This is a genomic window from Kribbella sp. VKM Ac-2566, from assembly GCF_004366005.1.
In the GTDB taxonomy this organism is placed as follows: Bacteria; Actinomycetota; Actinomycetes; order Propionibacteriales; family Kribbellaceae; genus Kribbella; species Kribbella pratensis.
In genome coordinates, this window is the sequence record NZ_SODT01000008.1 from 1 (window position 1) to 17,626 (window position 17,626).

At 68.9% G+C, this 17,626-nt stretch carries 15 protein-coding genes and 1 riboswitch; of the genes, 6 read left to right on the forward strand and 9 right to left on the reverse strand.

The genetic code is table 11. The annotated features are described in order from the left end of the window. Positions 1-1,067: HNH endonuclease signature motif containing protein (locus EV647_RS03065; protein ID WP_133998085.1), on the forward strand; the 1,067-nt coding region annotated here is incomplete at its 5' end. A 633-nt stretch (positions 1,068-1,700) separates the two neighbouring features. Beyond that, a complete protein-coding gene (locus EV647_RS41855; protein WP_166680214.1) occupies positions 1,701-1,871 on the forward strand; it encodes a hypothetical protein in 171 nt (56 codons plus the stop codon). A gap of 70 nt (positions 1,872-1,941) precedes the next feature. Here the strand turns inward: EV647_RS41855 and surE are convergent, their stop codons facing one another. After that, complete coding sequence (surE, locus tag EV647_RS03070; protein ID WP_133998088.1) at positions 1,942-2,700, reverse strand: 5'/3'-nucleotidase SurE; 759 nt, start codon at positions 2,698-2,700, stop codon at positions 1,942-1,944. A 12-nt stretch (positions 2,701-2,712) separates the two neighbouring features. Further along, complete coding sequence (cobN, locus tag EV647_RS03075; protein ID WP_133998091.1) at positions 2,713-6,414, reverse strand: cobaltochelatase subunit CobN; 3,702 nt, start codon at positions 6,412-6,414, stop codon at positions 2,713-2,715. Positions 6,415-6,448: 34 nt separating this feature from the next. Then, a riboswitch (cobalamin riboswitch) is annotated at positions 6,449-6,572 on the reverse strand. A gap of 155 nt (positions 6,573-6,727) precedes the next feature. Between cobN and EV647_RS03080 the strand changes: the two genes are divergently transcribed. Then, the gene (locus EV647_RS03080; protein WP_133998094.1) at positions 6,728-7,996 is read left to right on the forward strand and encodes a vanadium-dependent haloperoxidase; all 1,269 of its coding nucleotides are present in this window, start codon (positions 6,728-6,730) and stop codon (positions 7,994-7,996) included. A gap of 5 nt (positions 7,997-8,001) precedes the next feature. Here EV647_RS03080 and EV647_RS03085 read toward each other — a convergent pair whose 3' ends face one another. From EV647_RS03085 to EV647_RS03095, 3 genes are read right to left on the reverse strand one after another with little or no spacing between them, the layout of a single operon-like run. Then, on the reverse strand, positions 8,002-8,979 hold the full coding sequence (locus tag EV647_RS03085) for a DUF3500 domain-containing protein (protein WP_133998097.1): 978 nt from the start codon (positions 8,977-8,979) through the stop codon (positions 8,002-8,004). A gap of 36 nt (positions 8,980-9,015) precedes the next feature. Beyond that, positions 9,016-9,696 (reverse strand): histidine phosphatase family protein, encoded by a 681-nt coding sequence (locus EV647_RS03090; RefSeq protein WP_133998100.1) that lies wholly within the window; start codon positions 9,694-9,696, stop codon positions 9,016-9,018. Beyond that, a complete protein-coding gene (locus EV647_RS03095) occupies positions 9,687-10,610 on the reverse strand; it encodes a cobalamin biosynthesis protein (protein WP_202876028.1) in 924 nt (307 codons plus the stop codon). Before EV647_RS03095 ends, EV647_RS03090 begins: the two co-directional genes overlap by 10 nt. A gap of 44 nt (positions 10,611-10,654) precedes the next feature. Here EV647_RS03095 and EV647_RS03100 point away from each other — a divergent pair, with 44 nt between their 5' ends. The 3 genes from EV647_RS03100 to EV647_RS03110 are packed head-to-tail and all read left to right on the forward strand — an operon-like array spanning position 10,655 to position 13,406. Then, complete coding sequence (locus EV647_RS03100; protein WP_133998102.1) at positions 10,655-11,482, forward strand: serine hydrolase; 828 nt, start codon at positions 10,655-10,657, stop codon at positions 11,480-11,482. Continuing rightward, positions 11,479-12,543, forward strand: a complete 1,065-nt coding sequence (locus tag EV647_RS03105; RefSeq protein WP_133998105.1) for a mandelate racemase/muconate lactonizing enzyme family protein — start codon at positions 11,479-11,481, stop codon at positions 12,541-12,543. Before EV647_RS03100 ends, EV647_RS03105 begins: the two co-directional genes overlap by 4 nt. Further along, positions 12,540-13,406 (forward strand): NlpC/P60 family protein, encoded by an 867-nt coding sequence (locus EV647_RS03110; RefSeq protein WP_133998108.1) that lies wholly within the window; start codon positions 12,540-12,542, stop codon positions 13,404-13,406. The genes EV647_RS03105 and EV647_RS03110 overlap by 4 nt, the downstream gene beginning before the upstream one ends. A gap of 53 nt (positions 13,407-13,459) precedes the next feature. On the opposite strand, the gene EV647_RS03115 is transcribed toward EV647_RS03110, so the two are convergent. The 4 genes from EV647_RS03115 to uvrB all read right to left on the reverse strand — a co-directional run bounded on the left by EV647_RS03115 (position 13,460) and on the right by uvrB (position 17,617). After that, the gene (locus tag EV647_RS03115; protein ID WP_133998111.1) at positions 13,460-14,491 is read right to left on the reverse strand and encodes a TerC family protein; all 1,032 of its coding nucleotides are present in this window, start codon (positions 14,489-14,491) and stop codon (positions 13,460-13,462) included. A gap of 268 nt (positions 14,492-14,759) precedes the next feature. Then, complete coding sequence (locus EV647_RS03120; RefSeq protein ID WP_133998114.1) at positions 14,760-15,116, reverse strand: MmcQ/YjbR family DNA-binding protein; 357 nt, start codon at positions 15,114-15,116, stop codon at positions 14,760-14,762. A 14-nt stretch (positions 15,117-15,130) separates the two neighbouring features. Continuing rightward, the gene (locus EV647_RS03125; protein WP_133998118.1) at positions 15,131-15,499 is read right to left on the reverse strand and encodes a VOC family protein; all 369 of its coding nucleotides are present in this window, start codon (positions 15,497-15,499) and stop codon (positions 15,131-15,133) included. 12 nt (positions 15,500-15,511) lie between these two features. Then, positions 15,512-17,617 (reverse strand): excinuclease ABC subunit UvrB, encoded by a 2,106-nt coding sequence (gene uvrB / locus EV647_RS03130; protein ID WP_133998121.1) that lies wholly within the window; start codon positions 17,615-17,617, stop codon positions 15,512-15,514. Positions 17,618-17,626: the final 9 nt, after the last annotated feature.

A 17,626-nucleotide genomic window follows, 5' to 3' on the forward strand; every position in this document is an offset into this window, starting at 1 on the left:
GGGTCGTGCACACCGCCGACAAGATCCAGCAAATGTGGGTCGTCATCCAAGCCATGGCCGACCTCGCCAAACGCCCAACACCAACCACCAACCCCCACCACACAAACGACCAGACGCCAGCCACCCACCCCACCGGCAAACCCAGCACCGCGACCACCGACGCGGCCCCTGGAGCCCGGACGACCAAGTCCGAGTCCAGCGCCAACTCCAATTCCAACGCCAAGTCCAATGCCAAGTCCAATGCCACGCCCAATGCCACGCCCAGCGCCAAGTCCGACGGCGCTGGTGGTGACGATGTCACCGGGACCGTCGGGTCCGGAGTGGATTTCTCCGGTGAGCCGGCCGAGATGGAGTCCGGTCAGCGGGCAAAGGATGAGCGGAACGTCGAGCAACGACGAGCCGACGTAGTAGCCGACGTGTTCGAGCACATGCTGCACAACGGCCTCGACTGGCTCGGCCGCCGCCTACCCGACCAACACCGCCGACGACCCCACATCGAGATCCTCGTCCCCATCACCACCCTCCTCGGCGTGGACGACAACCCCTGCGAACTCACCGGCTACGGACCCATCCCCGCCGAAATGGCCCGCCGCATCGCACGCGACGGCACCTGGCGACGACTCCTCACCGACCCCACCAACGGCACCGTCCTCGAAGCCTCCACCCACCGCCACGACCCAGGCACGGTCGTCACCGAAACCCTGCTCGCCCGCCACCCCGTCTGCGCCTGGCCCGGCTGCAACCGCACCTCACGCCAATGCGACCGCGACCACGCCACACCATTCAAACAATCCGGCCGGACAAACCTGACCGGGCTAGTGCCCTACTGCGAATACCACCACGTCATCAAAGACACCCCGACGTGGGGATGGAAAACCACCACCCACCCCGACGGCTCCGTCACCCTCACCGCCCCCACCGGCCACCGCTACACCACCGTCCCACCCGCCCGCGGCCCGATCGCCCAAAACCACAACGAGAACCACAACGATCAGCAACCAAGGATCCATCCACCAACAGGACAACCGTCGACAAGACAGCCGTCGGCGGACCCACCACCGTTCTGACGGGCAGCTTGTCTTGCCGTCAACGTCTCCAGGCACCGTCCAGGTGGAAAGCTCCCGGCCAGCAACTGCCCGATCGCTGCCCAGTCGCCTCCCGATCGCTGCTCGGTCGCGGTCGGTCGGCTACTTAGGACCCTGAGCGGATAGGCATCACGCTGGGCTCCACCGGTCGCGCCAATCGATCAGCCGCCCGACGATCAGCACGGTTGTCGCGAGGCAGAGCGCAGCGTGGCGAGGGGGGCGCCGATCGGTGTTTCTTCGGAGTTGGCCGTAGTTCGACCACCAGGTGTTGGTGGCCTCGACGATCCACCGCAGCCCCCCCGAAGCGGCTGCTTCTTCACTCCGGGGATCTTCGTGCCACGGCGCTGGATCTCGAATTCGGTGAGACCCGGGCCCGCAGTCGATCACGCACCGCGCCCGAGACGTGTTGGTGGACGAAGTTGCACACCAGGTCGGCGTACTGCTTTGGCTCTTCGAAGTGCGGGAAGTGGCCGGAGCGGGTGAAGGTGACGACTTGGCCGGTCGGAACGGTGTTGCGGTAGGTGTCGACCGAGACCGGGTCTGTGGCGAGGTCGGCTGCGGAATTACTGCCAGCCGGTCGAGCTTCGAGGTGTGCAGCTCGGGCAGGGTCACCATGTGATTGTTGCCGCGGGCCTACATCTCGTCGGTGAAACCGGCCGCTTCGCCGAGGCGCACGAACTCGGAGCGGCGCGACGGATCGTGGAAGGACAGCTCCTGGAATCGGTCGCCGAGACCGAATGCAGCGAGCGCCCCAACAACTCGCCCTGGCACCGCTGCCACTGGTAACCGCCGCCGTGGCCGTGGATGAACAACAGCGGCGGTGCGTCCGTCGCGCCGTACTCGGCGACGAACAGCTTCAGCTCATCAGGCGCTTCGCGAGTGCGGTGGCGGCGGCGTCGTCCCTGACCTCACGGATGCCGACGATCGGGGTGACCGTCACGAAACCTTCGGCGAGGAGAGCCTCGTCGGTGCCCGGAACCGTGGCGGCTTGCGGGGTGCGCTCCAGGGCGATCATCGGCTCACCCGACGGAGCTGTCGTGGCGACGAGGCGGGTACGCCGGTTCACGGCCAGTGACGCGTGCCGTACGCCGGCCAACTGGTCCAGCGGACGGTCCGGAACGTTGATCGTCAGCACCGTCCCGCCCGGCTCGCCGGCGATCCACCCGAGCGCTTCGCCCGCGATGGTCGCCGCGGTCGCCCAGTGCAAAGGGTCCTCCGAGTCGAGGCTGACGGCAACCGCCGACGTACCTGTCTCGGCCGCCGTCAGGGCCGCCGCGACGGTGCCTGAGTGGAAGATCGACACCCCGATGTTCATCCCGCGGTTGATCCCCGACAGCACCAGGTCCGGCGGCGCACCGAACGCACCGGCCTGCGCCATCGTCACCGCGATGGCCGGGGTGCCCTCGATCCCGACGAACGTCACGCCGTTCTCCACGTCGGACGCGGTCCGGATCGGCCGGTTGACGATCCCGGCCCGCGCGGAGCCGACACCGCTCTCGTCGATCATCGGAGCGACCACGAGTACGTCGTACCCGAGCCCGGCGATCGCCGGCGCGACCGCCCGGATGCCTGGCGCTCGGTAACCGTCGTCGTTGGTGATCAGCACTCGGGGCATGCATCTACCCAATCAGCCGCGGTCCTCGATGTCACCCTCCGTCTCAAGGACTGCGTTCCGCAGCGTCTCCAGCGCCTCGGCCGACGGCTCCGCCCACAGCCCGCGCTGCGCCGCCTCCAGCAGCCGTTCCGCGATCCCGTGCCGTGCCCACGGGTTCGACTTGCGGAAGAACTCGGCCATCTCCGGATCGGCGACGTACTCCGTGGTCAGCGACTCGTACATCCAGTCGTCGACGACGCCCGCGGTCGCGTCGTACCCGAACAGGTAGTCCACGGTCGCGGCCATCTCGAACGCGCCCTTGTACCCGTGCCGCCGCATCGCCGCCATCCACCGCGGGTTCACCACCCTCGCACGGAAGACCCGCTTCGCCTCCTCGTCCAAGGTCCGGGTCCGAACCTGTGCGGGTACGGCGGAGTCGCCGACGTACGCCTTCGGGTTGGCGCCGGTGAGGTGCCGCACCATCGCGATCATGCCGCCGTGGTATTGGAAGTAGTCGTCAGAGTCCATGATGTCGTGCTCGCGGGTGTCCGCGTTCTTCGCCGCGACCTGGATCCTGGCGTACGCGCGTTCCATCGAGCCGCGGGCCTCGGCGCCGTCGAGGTCCTTGCCGTACGCGTACCCGCCCCACACGGCGTACACCTCCGCCAGCTCGGCGTCGGTACGCCAGTTCCGCGCGTCGACCAGCGGCAGCAGGCCGGCGCCGTACGAACCGGGCTTGGAGCCGAACACGCGAGCCGTCGACTGCCTCAGATCATTGCCCGCCGCAACGTCTGCCTCCACGTGCGCGCGCAAGTAGTTGCTCGCAGCATCCTCGTCCAGGGAGGCCACCGTCCGCACCGCCTCGTCCAGCAGCGCGACGACATGCGGGAACGCGTCCCGGAAGAAGCCGGAGATCCGGATCGTCACGTCGATCCGCGGCCGGCCGAGCTCCTCGAGACCGACCACTTCGAAGGTGGTGACGCGTCGTGAGGCCTCGTCCCAGACCGGGCGGCAGCCGAGCAGCCAGAGCACTTCGGCGAGGTCGTCGCCCTGCGTGCGCATGGCCGACGTACCCCAGACGGTGAGGCCGACGGATCGCGGCCACTCCCCGGTCTCTGCCTGGTGCCGCGCCAGCAGCGAGTCGGCGAGTGCGACGCCGACGTCCCAGGCGTTGCGGCTCGGGATCGCCTTCGGGTCGACCGCATAGAAGTTGCGGCCGGTCGGCAGCACGTTCACCAGCCCGCGAGTCGGCGAGCCGGACGGCCCAGCCTCCACGAACCGCCCGTCCAACGCCCGCAGGACGTTCGCCAGCTCGTCACCCGTGCGTCCGAGCCGCGGGACGACTTCGGTTGCCGCGAAGGTGAGCGACGCCTCGACCTGCTCGGATGCGCGGCCCAGAACCTCGCCGACCACCACCGGGACCTTCGTCGCGTCCCAGCTCAGCGTCTCCATCCCCACCACGAGCTTCCGCGCAACCGCCTCCAGCAGATCGACCCCGTCCGCGCCACTGACCGCCGGCAGATCGGCCAGCGTCGCGAGGTCGGCGAGGTCGGCGGCGGCCCCGGGGTTGGCAAGCAGTTCGGCCTCGTCCACTCCGAACGTGTCACCCAGCGCCGCCCGCAGCCCGGGGATCGAGTACGAACCACCCCACAGTTGCCGAGCGCGCAGTACGGCGAGCACCAGGTTGACCCGCGCTTCACCCTCCGGCGCCCCGCCCAGCACATGCAGCCCGTCGCGGATCTGCACGTCCTTGATCTCGCAGAGATACCCGTCCAGATGCAGGACGAATTCGTCGAACTCCTCGTCGTCCGGCTTCTCGGAAGTGTGCAGATCGTGGTGCAACTGCGCCGCCTGGATCAGCGTCCAGATCTGCGCGCGCAGCGTCGGCACCTTCTCCGGGTCGAGCGCCGACACCGTCGCGTACTCGTCGAGCAGGTACTCCAGCTTCGCCATGTCGCCGTACGTCTCGGCCCGCGCCATCGGCGGCACCAGGTGGTCGACGATCGTCGCGTGCGCCCGCCGCTTCGCCTGCGTCCCCTCGCCGGGGTCGTTGACGATGAACGGATACACCATCGGCAGGTTCCCGAGTACGGCATCGGGCGCGCAGCCGGCCGCCATCCCGATCCCCTTCCCGGGCAGCCATTCCAGCGTGCCGTGCTTCCCGAGATGTACGACGGCCTGCGCGCCGAATCCGCCCTCGTCGGGTGACGCCTCCAGCCAGCGGTACGCCGCCAGGTAGTGGTGCGACGGCGCCATGTCCGGGTCGTGGTAGATCGCGACCGGGTTCTCGCCGAAGCCACGCGGCGGCTGGATCATCAGCACCACGTTCCCGAACCGCAGCGCGGCGAGCGCGATCGCCGGCTCGTCACCGGACGTGTCGACGTACAACTCCCCCGGCGCCTCACCCCACGCCCCGGTCATTGCCTCCTGCAACGACTCCGGCACGCGACCGAACCAGGTGGCGTACGTGGACAGCGGGACCTTGGCGACCGCGTTGGCCAACTGCTCGTCCGTCAGCCAGTCGACGTCGTGTCCGCCCGCCGCGATCAACCGGTGAATCAAGCCGTCCGTACCGTCCGCGCCCTGCAGCTCGCTCAGATCGAGGTCGCCCAGGTCGTATCCGGCGTCCTTCAACTGCCCGAGCAAGACGACGGCCGACGCCGGCGTGTCCAGCCCGACAGCGTTCCCGATCCGCGCATGCTTGGTCGGGTACGACGACAACACGAGCGCGATCCGCTTCTCGGCCGGCGGAACGTGCCGCAGCCGGGCATGCGCGACCGCGATCCCGGCCAGCCGCGCGCACCGCTCCGCATCCGGCGCATAACGCGCCAGACCATCGGCGTCGTACGCCTTGAACGAGAACGGGATCGTGATCAGCCGACCGTCGAACTCCGGAATCGCCACCTGCGTCGCGGCGTCCAGCGGGCTCACGGCGGCGTCGCTCTCCACCCACTGCTCGCGGGTCGAGGTGAGTGCGAGGCCCTGGATCAACGGGATGTCGAGCGACGCCAGGGCGCCCGCGTCCCACGCATCATCCGCACCGCCCGCGCTCGCGTTCGCCGCCACCGCACCGCCCGCGGCGAGGAGTGTGGTGACCAGCACGTCGCACTTCCGCAGCAGATCGAAGAGCTCGACGTTCTCGGCCGGGTCGAGCCCGCGAAGAGTCCCGCAGTACACGGGAAGTGGTTGCGCGCCGGCCTCGGCGACCGCCGCCGCGAGCGCGTCGACGAAGGCGGTGTTCCCGGAGATCTCGTGCGCGCGGTAGTACACGATCCCGACCACGGGCCGATCGTCGTCGACGAAGGATCCACGGACGCCGTACGCCGGGAGCGCACGTGGGGGATCGAATTCGTCGCCGGTCAGCAGCAACGTGTCCCGCAGGAAGCCGGCCAGGTTGCGGAGATTGTCCGCGCCGCCCTCACGCAGGTAGGCGAGCGCCTCGGTGACCGCACCGGCGGGCACGGTCGACAGCGACATCAACTCGGCGTCCGGCGCGGCCTCACCGCTCACGACAACCGTGGGCTTCCCCGAGGCGAGGACCGCGTCGAGCCCGTCCTCCCAAGCGCGGCGCCCACCGAGCAACCGGACGACGACGATCTCGGCGTCGTCGAGCAGTGGTTCGAGACCGGCAAGTTCGAGCCGGGCCGGGTTCGCAACGCTCCACCCGGCGGCCGCCGCGGCGGCCGCCAGCAGGTCGGTGTCGGCAGTGGACAGCAACAACAGCTTCGCAGGCATGCGCACGCGTTCCTTTCCGGGGTATCCACGCCCCGACTTCAGGTACGACGGCGGCAGTTCCTGACTCCCCTTCACGGGTCACAGTGGCGGGACCGCCCCGGACTCACACCGGGTTCCTGCTGATGCCGTCGATTGACGCCGCGACTCTATCCGACGTCCCCGGGCAGCACCTGCAGAGCCAACGCTTGATGCTTGACCGCACTGGACCCCGGGTGTAGTCCGGGCAGAGAGGGCTTGAGCCGCTGACCCCCTCCAGCAGCGCACATCGTTGCTTCAGCGCAAGTCGTTCGACTTTCGACTGAAGGAGACTCCTGTGCGCTTCAATCACGCGCTTGCCACGTCCGTCGTCCTGGTCGCCGGACTCGCCGGCTCGGCCGTCACGGTTCCGGCCGACGCTTCGGCACACCACTCCGATCCGGCGGTCGTCACCACCTGGAACACGATTGCCACCCGCACCATCTTCACCGAGAACGCCACTCCGGTCCCGGTCTCCACGCTGTACTTCGGCTTCGTCTCGATCGCCGTGTACGACGCGGTGGTGGCGATCGAGGGGCGCTACCGGCCGTACCTGCGACAACCGTCGGTCCACGGCAGGGCGTCGACGGAAGCAGCGGCCGCCACTGCGGCGTACCGCGTCCTGAGCCACTACTTCCCCGCCTCCGCTTCGAATCTCGCGTCTGACTACGCCACCTCGCTCAGCGGCATCCCCGACGGTTCCGCGAAGAGTCGTGGGCAGCGAGTCGGCGAGGCTGCGGCGGCGTCGCTGATCGCGGCACGGACGAACGACGGGCGTGGCGCGCCCATCACTCTCGATGTCACCCCTGCCCCGGGTGTGTGGCGTCCGACCCCGGAACTGTTCGCGCCGATGCTCGCTCCCTGGCTCGGCTTCGTGCGACCCCTCGCGCTGAAGTCGCCGACCCAGGTGCGGCTGCCCGGTCCCGACCCGATCACGTCGAAGGCCTACGCCCGTGACTTCGCCGAGGTGAAGGCGATGGGCGCCGCCGTGGGTTCGTCCCGCACCCCTGAGCAGACCCAGACCGCGCTGTTCTGGAACGCGCCCGTGCCCGTGCAGTACAACGCGGCGTTACGGGACCGAACGACGAGCAGCGGAATGGACATCGTCCGGACCGCGCGCGCCTTCGCGCTCCTCAACACCGGTACCGCCGACGCGGTGATCGGCTGCTGGCGGGCGAAATACGACTACGCGTACTGGCGTCCGATCACTGCGATCCGGCTGGCGGACACCGACGGGAATCCCGCGACCGCGGCCGATCCCAGCTGGAGCCCGCTGGTCGCGACACCGCCGTACCCGGAATATGTGAGCGGGCACGCCTGCCTCACCGGCGCCGCATCGGAGACGTTCAGCAGGCTCTTCGGAGCGCGCTCGATCGATATCGACGTCTCGTCCTCGGTCACCGGGACGAGCCGCCACTACGCCACCGCGGCGGCCCTGGACGCGGAAACCAAGAACGCCAGGATCTGGCTGGGGCTGCACTTCCGGCAGGCGATGGACGACGGCAACCGGCTCGGGCACCGCACCTCCACCTGGATCGCGACCCACGAGTTCCTGCCCGTGCACTGAACCAGTCAGCGGTGCATGGCGTAATGGGCTGCCAGGAGGTCCATGCCCCAGTCGTTGCGCAGGTCTCGCCAGACCGAGTGGATGTGGTTGGCGTTGTCCTGGGTGTTGTCGTACTCGGCGAGGAAGGTGGGGCCGGCGATCGAGTAGTAGTGGCCGTGGCCGATGCCCGGCTGGGTCGCGCCGGCCCAGGCGAAGGTCAGGCGCTCGATCCCCTGCTCGGTGATGTCGTTCCACGTCTGCAACCCGATCGGCCCGGCGGCGCGGCCGACGTACTGACCGATGAGGAGGCTCAGGAGCTGGCGCTGGTCCTCGTTCATGTCGCCGTACGCCAGGCCGCGGTGCAGCAGCGACGGGTCGGCGACCGGGTCGTGGCGGGTCAGGATGTCGTCGGGCGCCGCGTCCGAGACGAGGGCGACTTCGAGCTGGGCCGGCTCGAGGGCGTGCAGGAGCTGGAAGCCGAGATCCTGTTCGGCCGCCAGGAACCGTCGCCCGGCGTGCGGCCCGGACAGGACCTCCGCGGGATTCGACCCGAAGAACTGCGGGGTGAACGAGATCGCACCGTCCACCAGAGTCACGTGCAGCGCCAGATGGTGACCGTTCAGCCGCCAGGCCCACGGCCCGGTCCCGGCGGGGTCGCCGAGCACGCGGAGGTAGTAGCGGTCGCCGACCGTCGACCCTTCCCATCCCCCGGCCTCCGCGACCTCCATCGGATCACTGAGACCGCGGACGATGATCTCGGCCGCCATCACGGCGCGGAAGTCGGCCAGACCGCGCTTGCTGTAGACGAGTTCGAGCAGGCGGACGACGAGGGCCTCCTGCTCCGCGGAAAGCTCGGTCAGCGGCAGGCCCGGAACAGCACCGGGCAGGTAGGTCCAGGTCTGGTGATCGGGGGTGTTGAACGGCGCCGAGATCTTGTTCAGCTGCTGCGGCGTCAGCGCGTCCAGCAGGTCCTGGGTTGCCGCGCGGATCTGGTCCACCACCATGCGATCACTCCCGTCGAGTAGCCCTCCCACAGGACCCTACAACCAGGCCGAGCGTTCGCGTTCCGTCGGTTGGTAGGCGGCCCACTGTTCGAACGGGCGGTCCAGCTTGTAGCGGAAGTCCGGTTGCCGGAGCAGAACGCGGGTTTCCGCGTTGGCCGGGTTTCGCAGTGACTCGAAGAACCGCACCGACCAGTGGAACCAGCGCATGCAGAACAGCCGCATCGTGAGCCCGTGCGACACCAGCAGCACGTTGCGCGGCGCGTTCGGTTTCTCGAAGTCGCGGTGCATGGTCTCGAGGAACGTCGACACCCGGTCGTACACATCCGAACCGGACTCACCGTGCGTGAACCGGTAGAAGAAGTGCCCGAACGAGTCGCGCAACTGCTCCTGCCGCTCGATGTCCTCCGTGTCCTGGAGGTTGGCCCAGTCCTGCTCCCGAAGCCGCGGCTCCTCCCGCGGTACGCCGATCAAGTCGTCCAGCCCGAGCGAGTCCAGCGTCTGCCGCGCCCGCAGGTACGGCGATACGTACACGCGGACCGGCTCGTTCTCGAACAGCTCCCGAAGGTCCCGCCCCGCCTTGCCCGCCTGCTCGTGTCCCAGGGCCGTCAGCGGAACCGCGTGGTCGGGAGTGCGTTCGTAGATCGTCTTGTCCAGGTTCGCCTCGGACTCGCCGTGCCGGATCAACGCGATCCGCATCGGACGATGCGTCAACTCCATCGCTTCCCCTTTCCCCCGATCGCCGCGGCCAGTACCGCCGCTGCCATCCCGACCCACCGTGCGAGTGCCGCCGTACGCCGGACGTCGGCGACCGTCGGCGCCGGACCGTCGCCCAGTGTGCCGCGATCCTCCGCGTAGGTCCCGTAGCTGTTCGTCCCGCCGAGCGTCAGCCCGAGCGCCCCAGCGAACGCCGCCTCGACCGGCCCGGCGTTCGGGCTCGGATGCTTCGGCGCATCCCGCCGCCAGACGCGCGTCGTCTCCTGCACCCGACCCGCCACGAGGCCGGTCAGCAGCGCGCACACCCGCGCCGGCAACAGGTTCAGTACGTCGTCCAACCGCGCAGACGCCCACCCGAAGTTCAGGTACTTCGGTGACTTGTAGCCGACCATCGCGTCCAGCGTGTTCGCGGCGCGATACCCGAGCAGACCGGGCACGCCGAGGACCCCGCCCCAGAGCAGTGGCGCGACGCATGCGTCCGATGTGTTCTCGGCGAGCGACTCGACCGTCGCCCGGGCCAGCTCGTCGGCCTCGAGGTCGGTCGCGTCGCGAGCGCACAGGTGACTCAGCCGGTCACGCGCCGCCGGGATGTCCTTCTCCTCCAGCAAGGCGGCCATCGTTTCGGCCTCGCGGTCGAGGCTGCGTGCGCCGAGAACGGTCCACGTGGCGGCGGCAGTGACTGCGGCGTGCAGGATCGGATGCCGACGGGTGAGCCGCTCGGCCGCGAGGCCCAGAACCGTCGCGCCTCCGACGAGAACCGCGGTGTGGACAGTGCCGTTGACGCGCGAATCGGCGTACAGGTGCTTCTCGAGGCGGGCAGCGGTCTGGCCGAAGCCGGCGACCGGGTGGAAGCGGCGGGGGTCGCCGACGAGCCGGTCGGCCGCGAAGCCGATAAGAAGACCGATTGCCCGTGACACCCTCGGCAGTCTGCCAGGTCCGAGGCTGTGATTGGGTGAGCGGCATGGGAATCGCGGAGCTGCTGCGGCAGGTCGACGGGGCCGGTGAGTTCGGGGTCTGGCTGGGCCGGTTGGACGGTACGCCGGTGTTCGTGCACGAGGCGGAGCGCGCGCACTACTCCGCGAGCACGATGAAGCTGCCGGTGGCGATGGCGATGATGCGCAAGGTCGAGGCGGGTGAGCTGGCGATCTTTCAGCCGGTGGCCGTGCACAACGACTTCGAGTCCGCGGCCGGTGGCCGGTTCGGCGTGAACCCGGCGGAGGACGAGGCACCGAAGACCTGGGAGCAGCTGGGCAAGAAGGTGCCGCTCAACTGGCTGGCGACCGAGATGATCACCCGGTCCAGCAACCTGGCGACCGACCTGGTGCTCGAGCAGGTCGGGATCGCGGCCGCCCACGCCGCCCTGGCCGAGTCGACCCTGCCCAGCTCGCCCGCGCCGGAGTCCAGGATCCAGCGCGGGATCGACGACGTCCCCGCCGCCCGCGCCGGGATCAGCAACCTGATGAGCCCGGCCGGCCTGGCCGGGGCCCTCGTTGCGGTAGGCAACCAGCAGGGCGAGCACGGCGAATACCTGCGCGAACTGCTGGCGTCCAACCGGTGGAACGGCGAGATCCCCGCGCTGCTGCCGAAGGGGACGCGCGTCGAGCACAAGAACGGCTGGGACAGCCGGATCCGGCACGACGGCGGCATCGTTCGCCCGAAGGACGCCGACCCGTTCGTGCTCGTCGTGTGTACGACGTCCGAGCTGCCGGACACCGAGGCACAGCAACTGATCGCGTCGATCGCACTCGAGGCCTGGAACCACCGGCACAACCTGGAGGCAGTGCGGTGAAACTCACCACCCACCTGGTCTCGGCACCGCTGCACACCCCGTTCGTCACCGCACTGCGGACGGCGACCCACGTCGAGTCGCTCCTGGTCGAGGTGAGCGACGGCGAGCACAGCGGCTGGGGCGAGGCGCCGCAGGTCTGGAAGGTGACCGGCGACTCGCTCGCCGGCTCGCAGGCCTGTATCGAAGGCCCGATCACCACTGCGCTCGACGGGCTCGGCCCGGACGATCTCACCGAGGCGCTGCGTCGCGTGCAGGGCGCGGCGGTCGGCAACTTCGGGGCGAAGGACGCCGTCGACGTCGCGCTGCACGACCTCGCGGCGCGGCGGCGCGGGCTGACGCTGCACGGGTTCCTCGGGTCGACGACCGACGTGGTCCGGACGGACGTGACGCTGTCGGTCGGCGACGCGGACGCGCTGGCCGATGCCGGGAAGGCCCGGGTCGCGGACGGGTTCGACGTACTCAAGATCAAGGTCGGCACCGACGCGGCCGGCGACATCGAGCGCGTTCGCCGGGTCCGGGACGCGATCGGCCCCGCGCCGCGGCTGCGCCTGGACGCCAACCAGGGCTGGACGCGGCGTGACGCCGTCACGGTGATTCGCGCCCTCGAGGACGCCGGCTGCGCGATCGAACTCGTTGAGCAGCCGGTCGCCGCAGCCGACCTCGACGGCATGGCCTGGGTGACCGATCGGGTCAGTACGCCGATCCTCGCCGACGAGTCCGTGTACGGCGTCCGCGACCTGGTGGCGGTGATCCGGCACGGCGCGGCCGACCTCGTGAACGTGAAGCTCGCGAAGTGCGGCGGGCTGGCGCCGGCGCGGACGCTCCTCGAACTCGCCCGCGAGCACGGCCTCGGCGCGATCGTCGGCTGCATGATGGAGAGCCACGTCGGCGTCGGCGCGGCGGCCGCACTGGTCTCGGCGTACCCGACGACGGCGGTCAACGACCTGGATGCCGCCTGGTGGCTCCGCGAGGCGCCCGTGACCGGCGGGATCCGGTACGACGGCTCGCTGATCCACCTGCCTTCTGCTCCGGGACTGGGCGTGACAGGCTTGACCGTATGAAGTTAGCCGCCGCCAAGGTCCCGATCAGTACCGTCTGGACGTCACCGGACGCGCCGCGTGACATCGACGCCCCGGCCACCGCCGCACAGCCCGACGTGGCCGCGTGGGCCAAGTCGATGGACACCGAGACCCGGCTCGGCCTGCACGGCCGGACCCTGACCCAGCTGCTGTTCGCCGAGCCCGTCCTGGTGCGCTCGGAGCGGGACGGCTGGTCCGAGGTCCTCGCGCCGTGGCAGCCGTCGTCCCAGGACGAGCTCGGGTACCCGGGCTGGGTTCCGTCGAGTCACCTCGGCGAGCTGCCGCAGAGCGCGTCGGACCCGGTCGCAATCGCCGTACCGACGGCCTCCTTGCTTGCCGAGCCTGACGGCCGGCCGATCTCGGAGCTGTCGTTCGGGACGGTGCTGGCCTCCGACGAACACGCCGACGGGTACACGCGGGTGGCGACACCCGACGGCGGCTCGGGCTGGCTTGCGGACGCCGCACTGCGGTCCGTGTCCGAGCCGTCCGATGCCGACGAGCGGTTGCGCCTCGGCGAGCAGTTCCTCGGGCTGGAGTACCTGTGGGGCGGTACGTCGGCGTACGGGCTGGACTGTTCCGGGCTGATCCACGCCGTCAGCCGGGTGCTCGGGTTGCGGACGCCGCGCGATGCGCACGACCAGGCGGACACGCTGCCGAACATTCCCATCGACGACGCGCGGCCGGGTGACCTGTACTTCTTCGCGCGACCCGGGAAAGAGGTGAACCACGTCGGGTTCGTGTCCCCGGCGGGGATGCTGCACGCGTCCGAGACCGGCAAGCGCCTGGAGAACGAGGCACTCACCGACGACCGCCGGGCGACGCTGGTCACTGCGGCGCGCTTCTGACACATGCAACCGCCCCGGACCGCGACTGTGCGGTCCGGGGCGATCTGCTGTGCTCAGGACTCCTTGTGGTGCAGCTCCGGCTCCGAGGGCTCGACCTTGTCGGCCGGCTCCTCCGCCTGCATCGTGCGGGACTTGTGCAGACTGAGGATCGTGGTGATGCCCAGGGTCACGATGATGAAGCCGAGCGAGAACCAGATCGGGATCTCCGGCGCCCAGTCGATGTGGTGACCGCCGTTGATGAACGGCAGTTCGTTCACATGCATCGCGTGCAGCACCAGCTTCACGCCGATGAACGCGAGCACCACCGACAGGCCGAGCGACAGGTACACCAGGCGGCGGAGCAGGTCACCGAGCAGGAAGTACAGCTGCCGCAGACCCATCAGCGCGAACACGTTCGCGGCGAAGACCAGGAACGGCTCCTGGGTGAGACCGTAGATCGCCGGGATCGAGTCGAGCGCGAACAGCAGGTCGGTGGTGCCGAGCGCGATGATCACGATCGCCATCGGGGTGACGAACCGCCGGCCGTTCTTCTTCAGCGTCAGCTTCACGCCGTTGTACTCGTCGGTGGCGTTCAGCCGCCGCTTCGCGAACCGGATGACCGCGTTCTCCTTGAAGTCCTCGTCGTCGTTCTCGCCCTGCTTGGCGAGATGGATCGCGGTGTAGACCAGGAACGCGCCGAAGATGTAGAAGACCCACGAGAACTGGTTGATCGCGGCCGCGCCGACCGCGATGAAGATGCCGCGGAAAACCAGCGCCAGGATGATGCCGACCAGCAGCGCGGTCTGCTGGTACTTCCTCGGTACGCCGAACCTGGACATGATGATCAAGAAGATGAACAGGTTGTCGACGCTCAGGCTGTACTCGGTGAGCCAGCCGGCGAAGAACTCCCCGGCGTACTGCCCGCCGGAGAACCACCAGACCCCGAGGCCGAAGACAACCGCGAGACCGACGTAGAACGCGATCGCGGTGGCCGATTCGCGGGTGCTCGGCTCGTGCGGGCGGCGGCCGATGACGAAGACGTCGAAGGCCAGCAGCGCCAGCAGCAGGCCGACGGTGATGTACCAGACATAGTCAGCTACGTGCACAGAATCCTCCGGAGCTCAGATGAAAAATCGACTCCGAAGGTCTCTTCCGCGTCACACTGCGTTACATCGTGTGACGCCGAGGGCACCGGGTCCAGGACGAGCCCTGACCGTGATGACGATGCCGCCGCAAAAGGAATACTCCCCTTCTCGAGGACCATTCTGACGGCTTGACGTCCAAGACTCCAAATCCAGGACGCCGTGTCCGCCTGTCGAAATCATCACAGGCCCGTCAGGGAATAGTCGCAGCCCGTAACCTATTGGCCGCCGATCAATCGCCGGCCGTCGGTCGTTGCCGCTTCGGCAGCTTCGCCACCACGGTCTCGTACGACGCGTCGATCAGCTCCAGCACCTCGTCGTCCGGCACCGCTCCCCCGAGCCGCACCGTGTTCCACCCGGCGCGCCCGATGTACGCCATCTTGCCGACGTCGGCCGGGTAGGTGTCCACCAACTCGTCAGCCTCCTCGCGGTTCGCACCGCACTTCAGCCCGACCGCACCGCCCCCGAGAAACGCAAAGATCTTCGGCCCCACCTTCGCGACCGCATCCCCGTCCCACGGCTCATCCTGCCAAGCCCCCGCCTTCCCCAGGCAGTACTCGAGTACCTCGTCGTCGCCAAGCCGCGCCATCTCGTACCTCCGGATCAGCTGTGTGAGACGACTTCGACGTTGTTGCCGTCCGGATCACGCAGGAACACCGCGTAGTAGCCCGGGTGGTACTCCGGCCACTCCTTCGGCTCGTGCAGCACCTCTGCCCCCAGCTCCACGGTGGCCCGATGAACGGTGCCGACCGTCGCACGGTCCGGCGCCGTGAACGCCAGGTGGATCTCTCGCTGGACCCCGCCGGTGGTCTGCCGGCCGAGCCAGAACTTCGGTACGCCGTCCCGCCCGGCCAGCCCGAGAACGTCTCCGAAGTTCAAGGTCACCGCGATCCCGAGCGGGCCGAGCGTCTGTTCGTAGAACCGCCGGCTGGCGTCGAGGTCATCGCACTGCAGCGACAGATGGTCGAACACGGACTCTCCCGGCTACTTCGCGCCGGCGTTGGTCATCTGGCGGAGCTCCTTCTTCAGTTCGGAGATCTCGTCGCGGTAGCGGGCGGCGACCTCGAACTGGAGCTCGGCAGCGGCGTTGTGCATCTGGTCGGTCAGCTGCTGGATCAGGTCGGCCAGGTCGGACGACGGGAGACCACCGGCCAGTTCCTTCGCCTTCTCGCCGGCCTTCGCCTTACCTCCGCCGGGGACCGGCGCCTTGCCGCGCGACTGGGTGCGGCCGGAGCCGAGCAGTTCGGCGGTGTCCGCGTCCTCGCGGGCCAGCATGTCGGTGATGTCGGCGATCTTCTTCCGCAGCGGCTGCGGGTCGACCCCGTGCTCCTCGTTGTACGCGATCTGTTTCGCGCGCCGCCGGTTGGTCTCGTCGATCGCCTGCTCCATCGACGGGGTGATCTTGTCCGCGTACATGAACACCTGACCTGACACGTTCCGGGCGGCGCGGCCGATCGTCTGGATCAGCGAACGGCCCGACCGCAGGAAGCCTTCCTTGTCGGCGTCCAGGATCGCGACCAGCGACACCTCGGGCAGGTCCAGACCCTCGCGGAGCAGGTTGATACCGACGAGAACGTCGTACTCCCCCATCCGCAGCTCGCGCAGCAGCTCGACCCGGCGGAGCGTGTCGACCTCGCTGTGCAGGTACCTGGTCCGGATCCCCATCTCCAGCAGGTAGTCGGTCAGGTCCTCGGACATCTTCTTGGTGAGCGTGGTGACCAGGACCCGCTCGTCGCGCTCGACCCGGAGCCGGATCTCGTGGATCAGGTCGTCGATCTGGCCCTTGGTCGGCTTCACGATCACCTCGGGGTCGACCAGACCGGTCGGCCGGATGAGCTGCTCGACGTACCCGTCGGACTTGTCCTGCTCGTACTGCCCCGGGGTCGCGGACAGGTACACGGTCTGGCCGATCCGCTCCAGGAACTCCTCCCAGCGCAGCGGCCGGTTGTCCATCGCCGACGGCAGCCGGAAGCCGTGTTCGACCAGGGTCCGCTTCCGGGACATGTCCCCCTCGTACATCCCGCCGATCTGCGGGACGGTCACGTGCGACTCGTCGATGACCAGCACGAAGTCCTCGGGGAAGTAGTCCAGCAGGCAGTGCGGCGCCGTACCGGGCTCGCGCCCGTCGGTGTGCCGGGAGTAGTTCTCGATCCCGGAGCACGTCCCGATCTGGCGCATCATCTCGATGTCGTACGTCGTACGCATCCGCAGCCGCTGCGCCTCCAGCAGCTGCCCGCCGCGCTCGAGCTCGGCGAGCCGCTCCTCCAGCTCGGCCTCGATCGAGGTGATCGCGCGCTCCATCCGCTCCGGCGCGGTCACGTAGTGCGTGGCGGCGCCGATGTAGACCTCGTCCTCCTCGCTGATCACCTCGCCGGTCAGCGGATGCAGCGTCATCACCCGCTCGATCTCGTCACCGAAGAACTCCACCCGGACGGCGAGTTCCTGGTACACCGGGAAGACCTCGAGCGTGTCGCCGCGGACCCGGAACGTGCCGCGGGTCCCGGCCAGGTCGTTGCGCGCGTACTGCACGCCGACCAGCTTGCGGAGCAGGCCGTCGCGGTCCATCTCGGTGCCGACCTTCACGTGGATCATGCGGTTCAGGTACTCGTCGGCGGAGCCCAGGCCGTAGATACAGGAGACGGTCGCCACCACGATCACGTCGCGGCGGGTGAGCAGCGACCACGTCGCGGAGTGCCGCAGCCGCTCGACCTCCTCGTTGATCGAGGAGTCCTTCTCGATGTAGGTGTCCGTCTGCGGGACGTACGCCTCGGGCTGGTAGTAGTCGTAGTACGACACGAAGTACTCGACGGCGTTGGCGGGGAAGAACTGCCGCAACTCGTTCGCGAACTGGGCGGCGAGCGTCTTGTTCGGCTGCAGGATCAGCATCGGGCGCTGGATCTTCTCGGCCAGCCAGGCGATCGTCGCGGTCTTACCTGTACCGGTGGCGCCCAGCAGCACCACGTCCTGCTCGCCGGCGTTGATCCGCCGCTCGAGGTCCGCGATCGCGGCCGGCTGGTCACCGGCCGGCTCGAAGTCGGACACCACTTTCAGCGGCGCGACCATACGCTGGAGATCCGAGACCTGTCTCATGCCCTCCAC

Excerpts from the sequence above, each read along its gene's own strand:
- surE (WP_133998088.1), bottom strand. The coding sequence starts at position 2,700 with ATGCCCCGAGTGCTGATCACCAACGACGACGGTTACCGAGCGCCAGGC.
- cobN (WP_133998091.1), bottom strand. The coding sequence starts at position 6,414 with ATGCCTGCGAAGCTGTTGTTGCTGTCCACTGCCGACACCGACCTGCTG.
- EV647_RS03085 (WP_133998097.1), bottom strand. The coding sequence starts at position 8,979 with ATGGTGGTGGACCAGATCCGCGCGGCAACCCAGGACCTGCTGGACGCG.
- EV647_RS03090 (WP_133998100.1), bottom strand. The coding sequence starts at position 9,696 with ATGGAGTTGACGCATCGTCCGATGCGGATCGCGTTGATCCGGCACGGC.
- EV647_RS03100 (WP_133998102.1), top strand. The coding sequence starts at position 10,655 with ATGGGAATCGCGGAGCTGCTGCGGCAGGTCGACGGGGCCGGTGAGTTC.
- EV647_RS03110 (WP_133998108.1), top strand. The coding sequence starts at position 12,540 with ATGAAGTTAGCCGCCGCCAAGGTCCCGATCAGTACCGTCTGGACGTCA.
- EV647_RS03120 (WP_133998114.1), bottom strand. The coding sequence starts at position 15,116 with ATGGCGCGGCTTGGCGACGACGAGGTACTCGAGTACTGCCTGGGGAAG.
- uvrB (WP_133998121.1), bottom strand. The coding sequence starts at position 17,617 with ATGAGACAGGTCTCGGATCTCCAGCGTATGGTCGCGCCGCTGAAAGTG.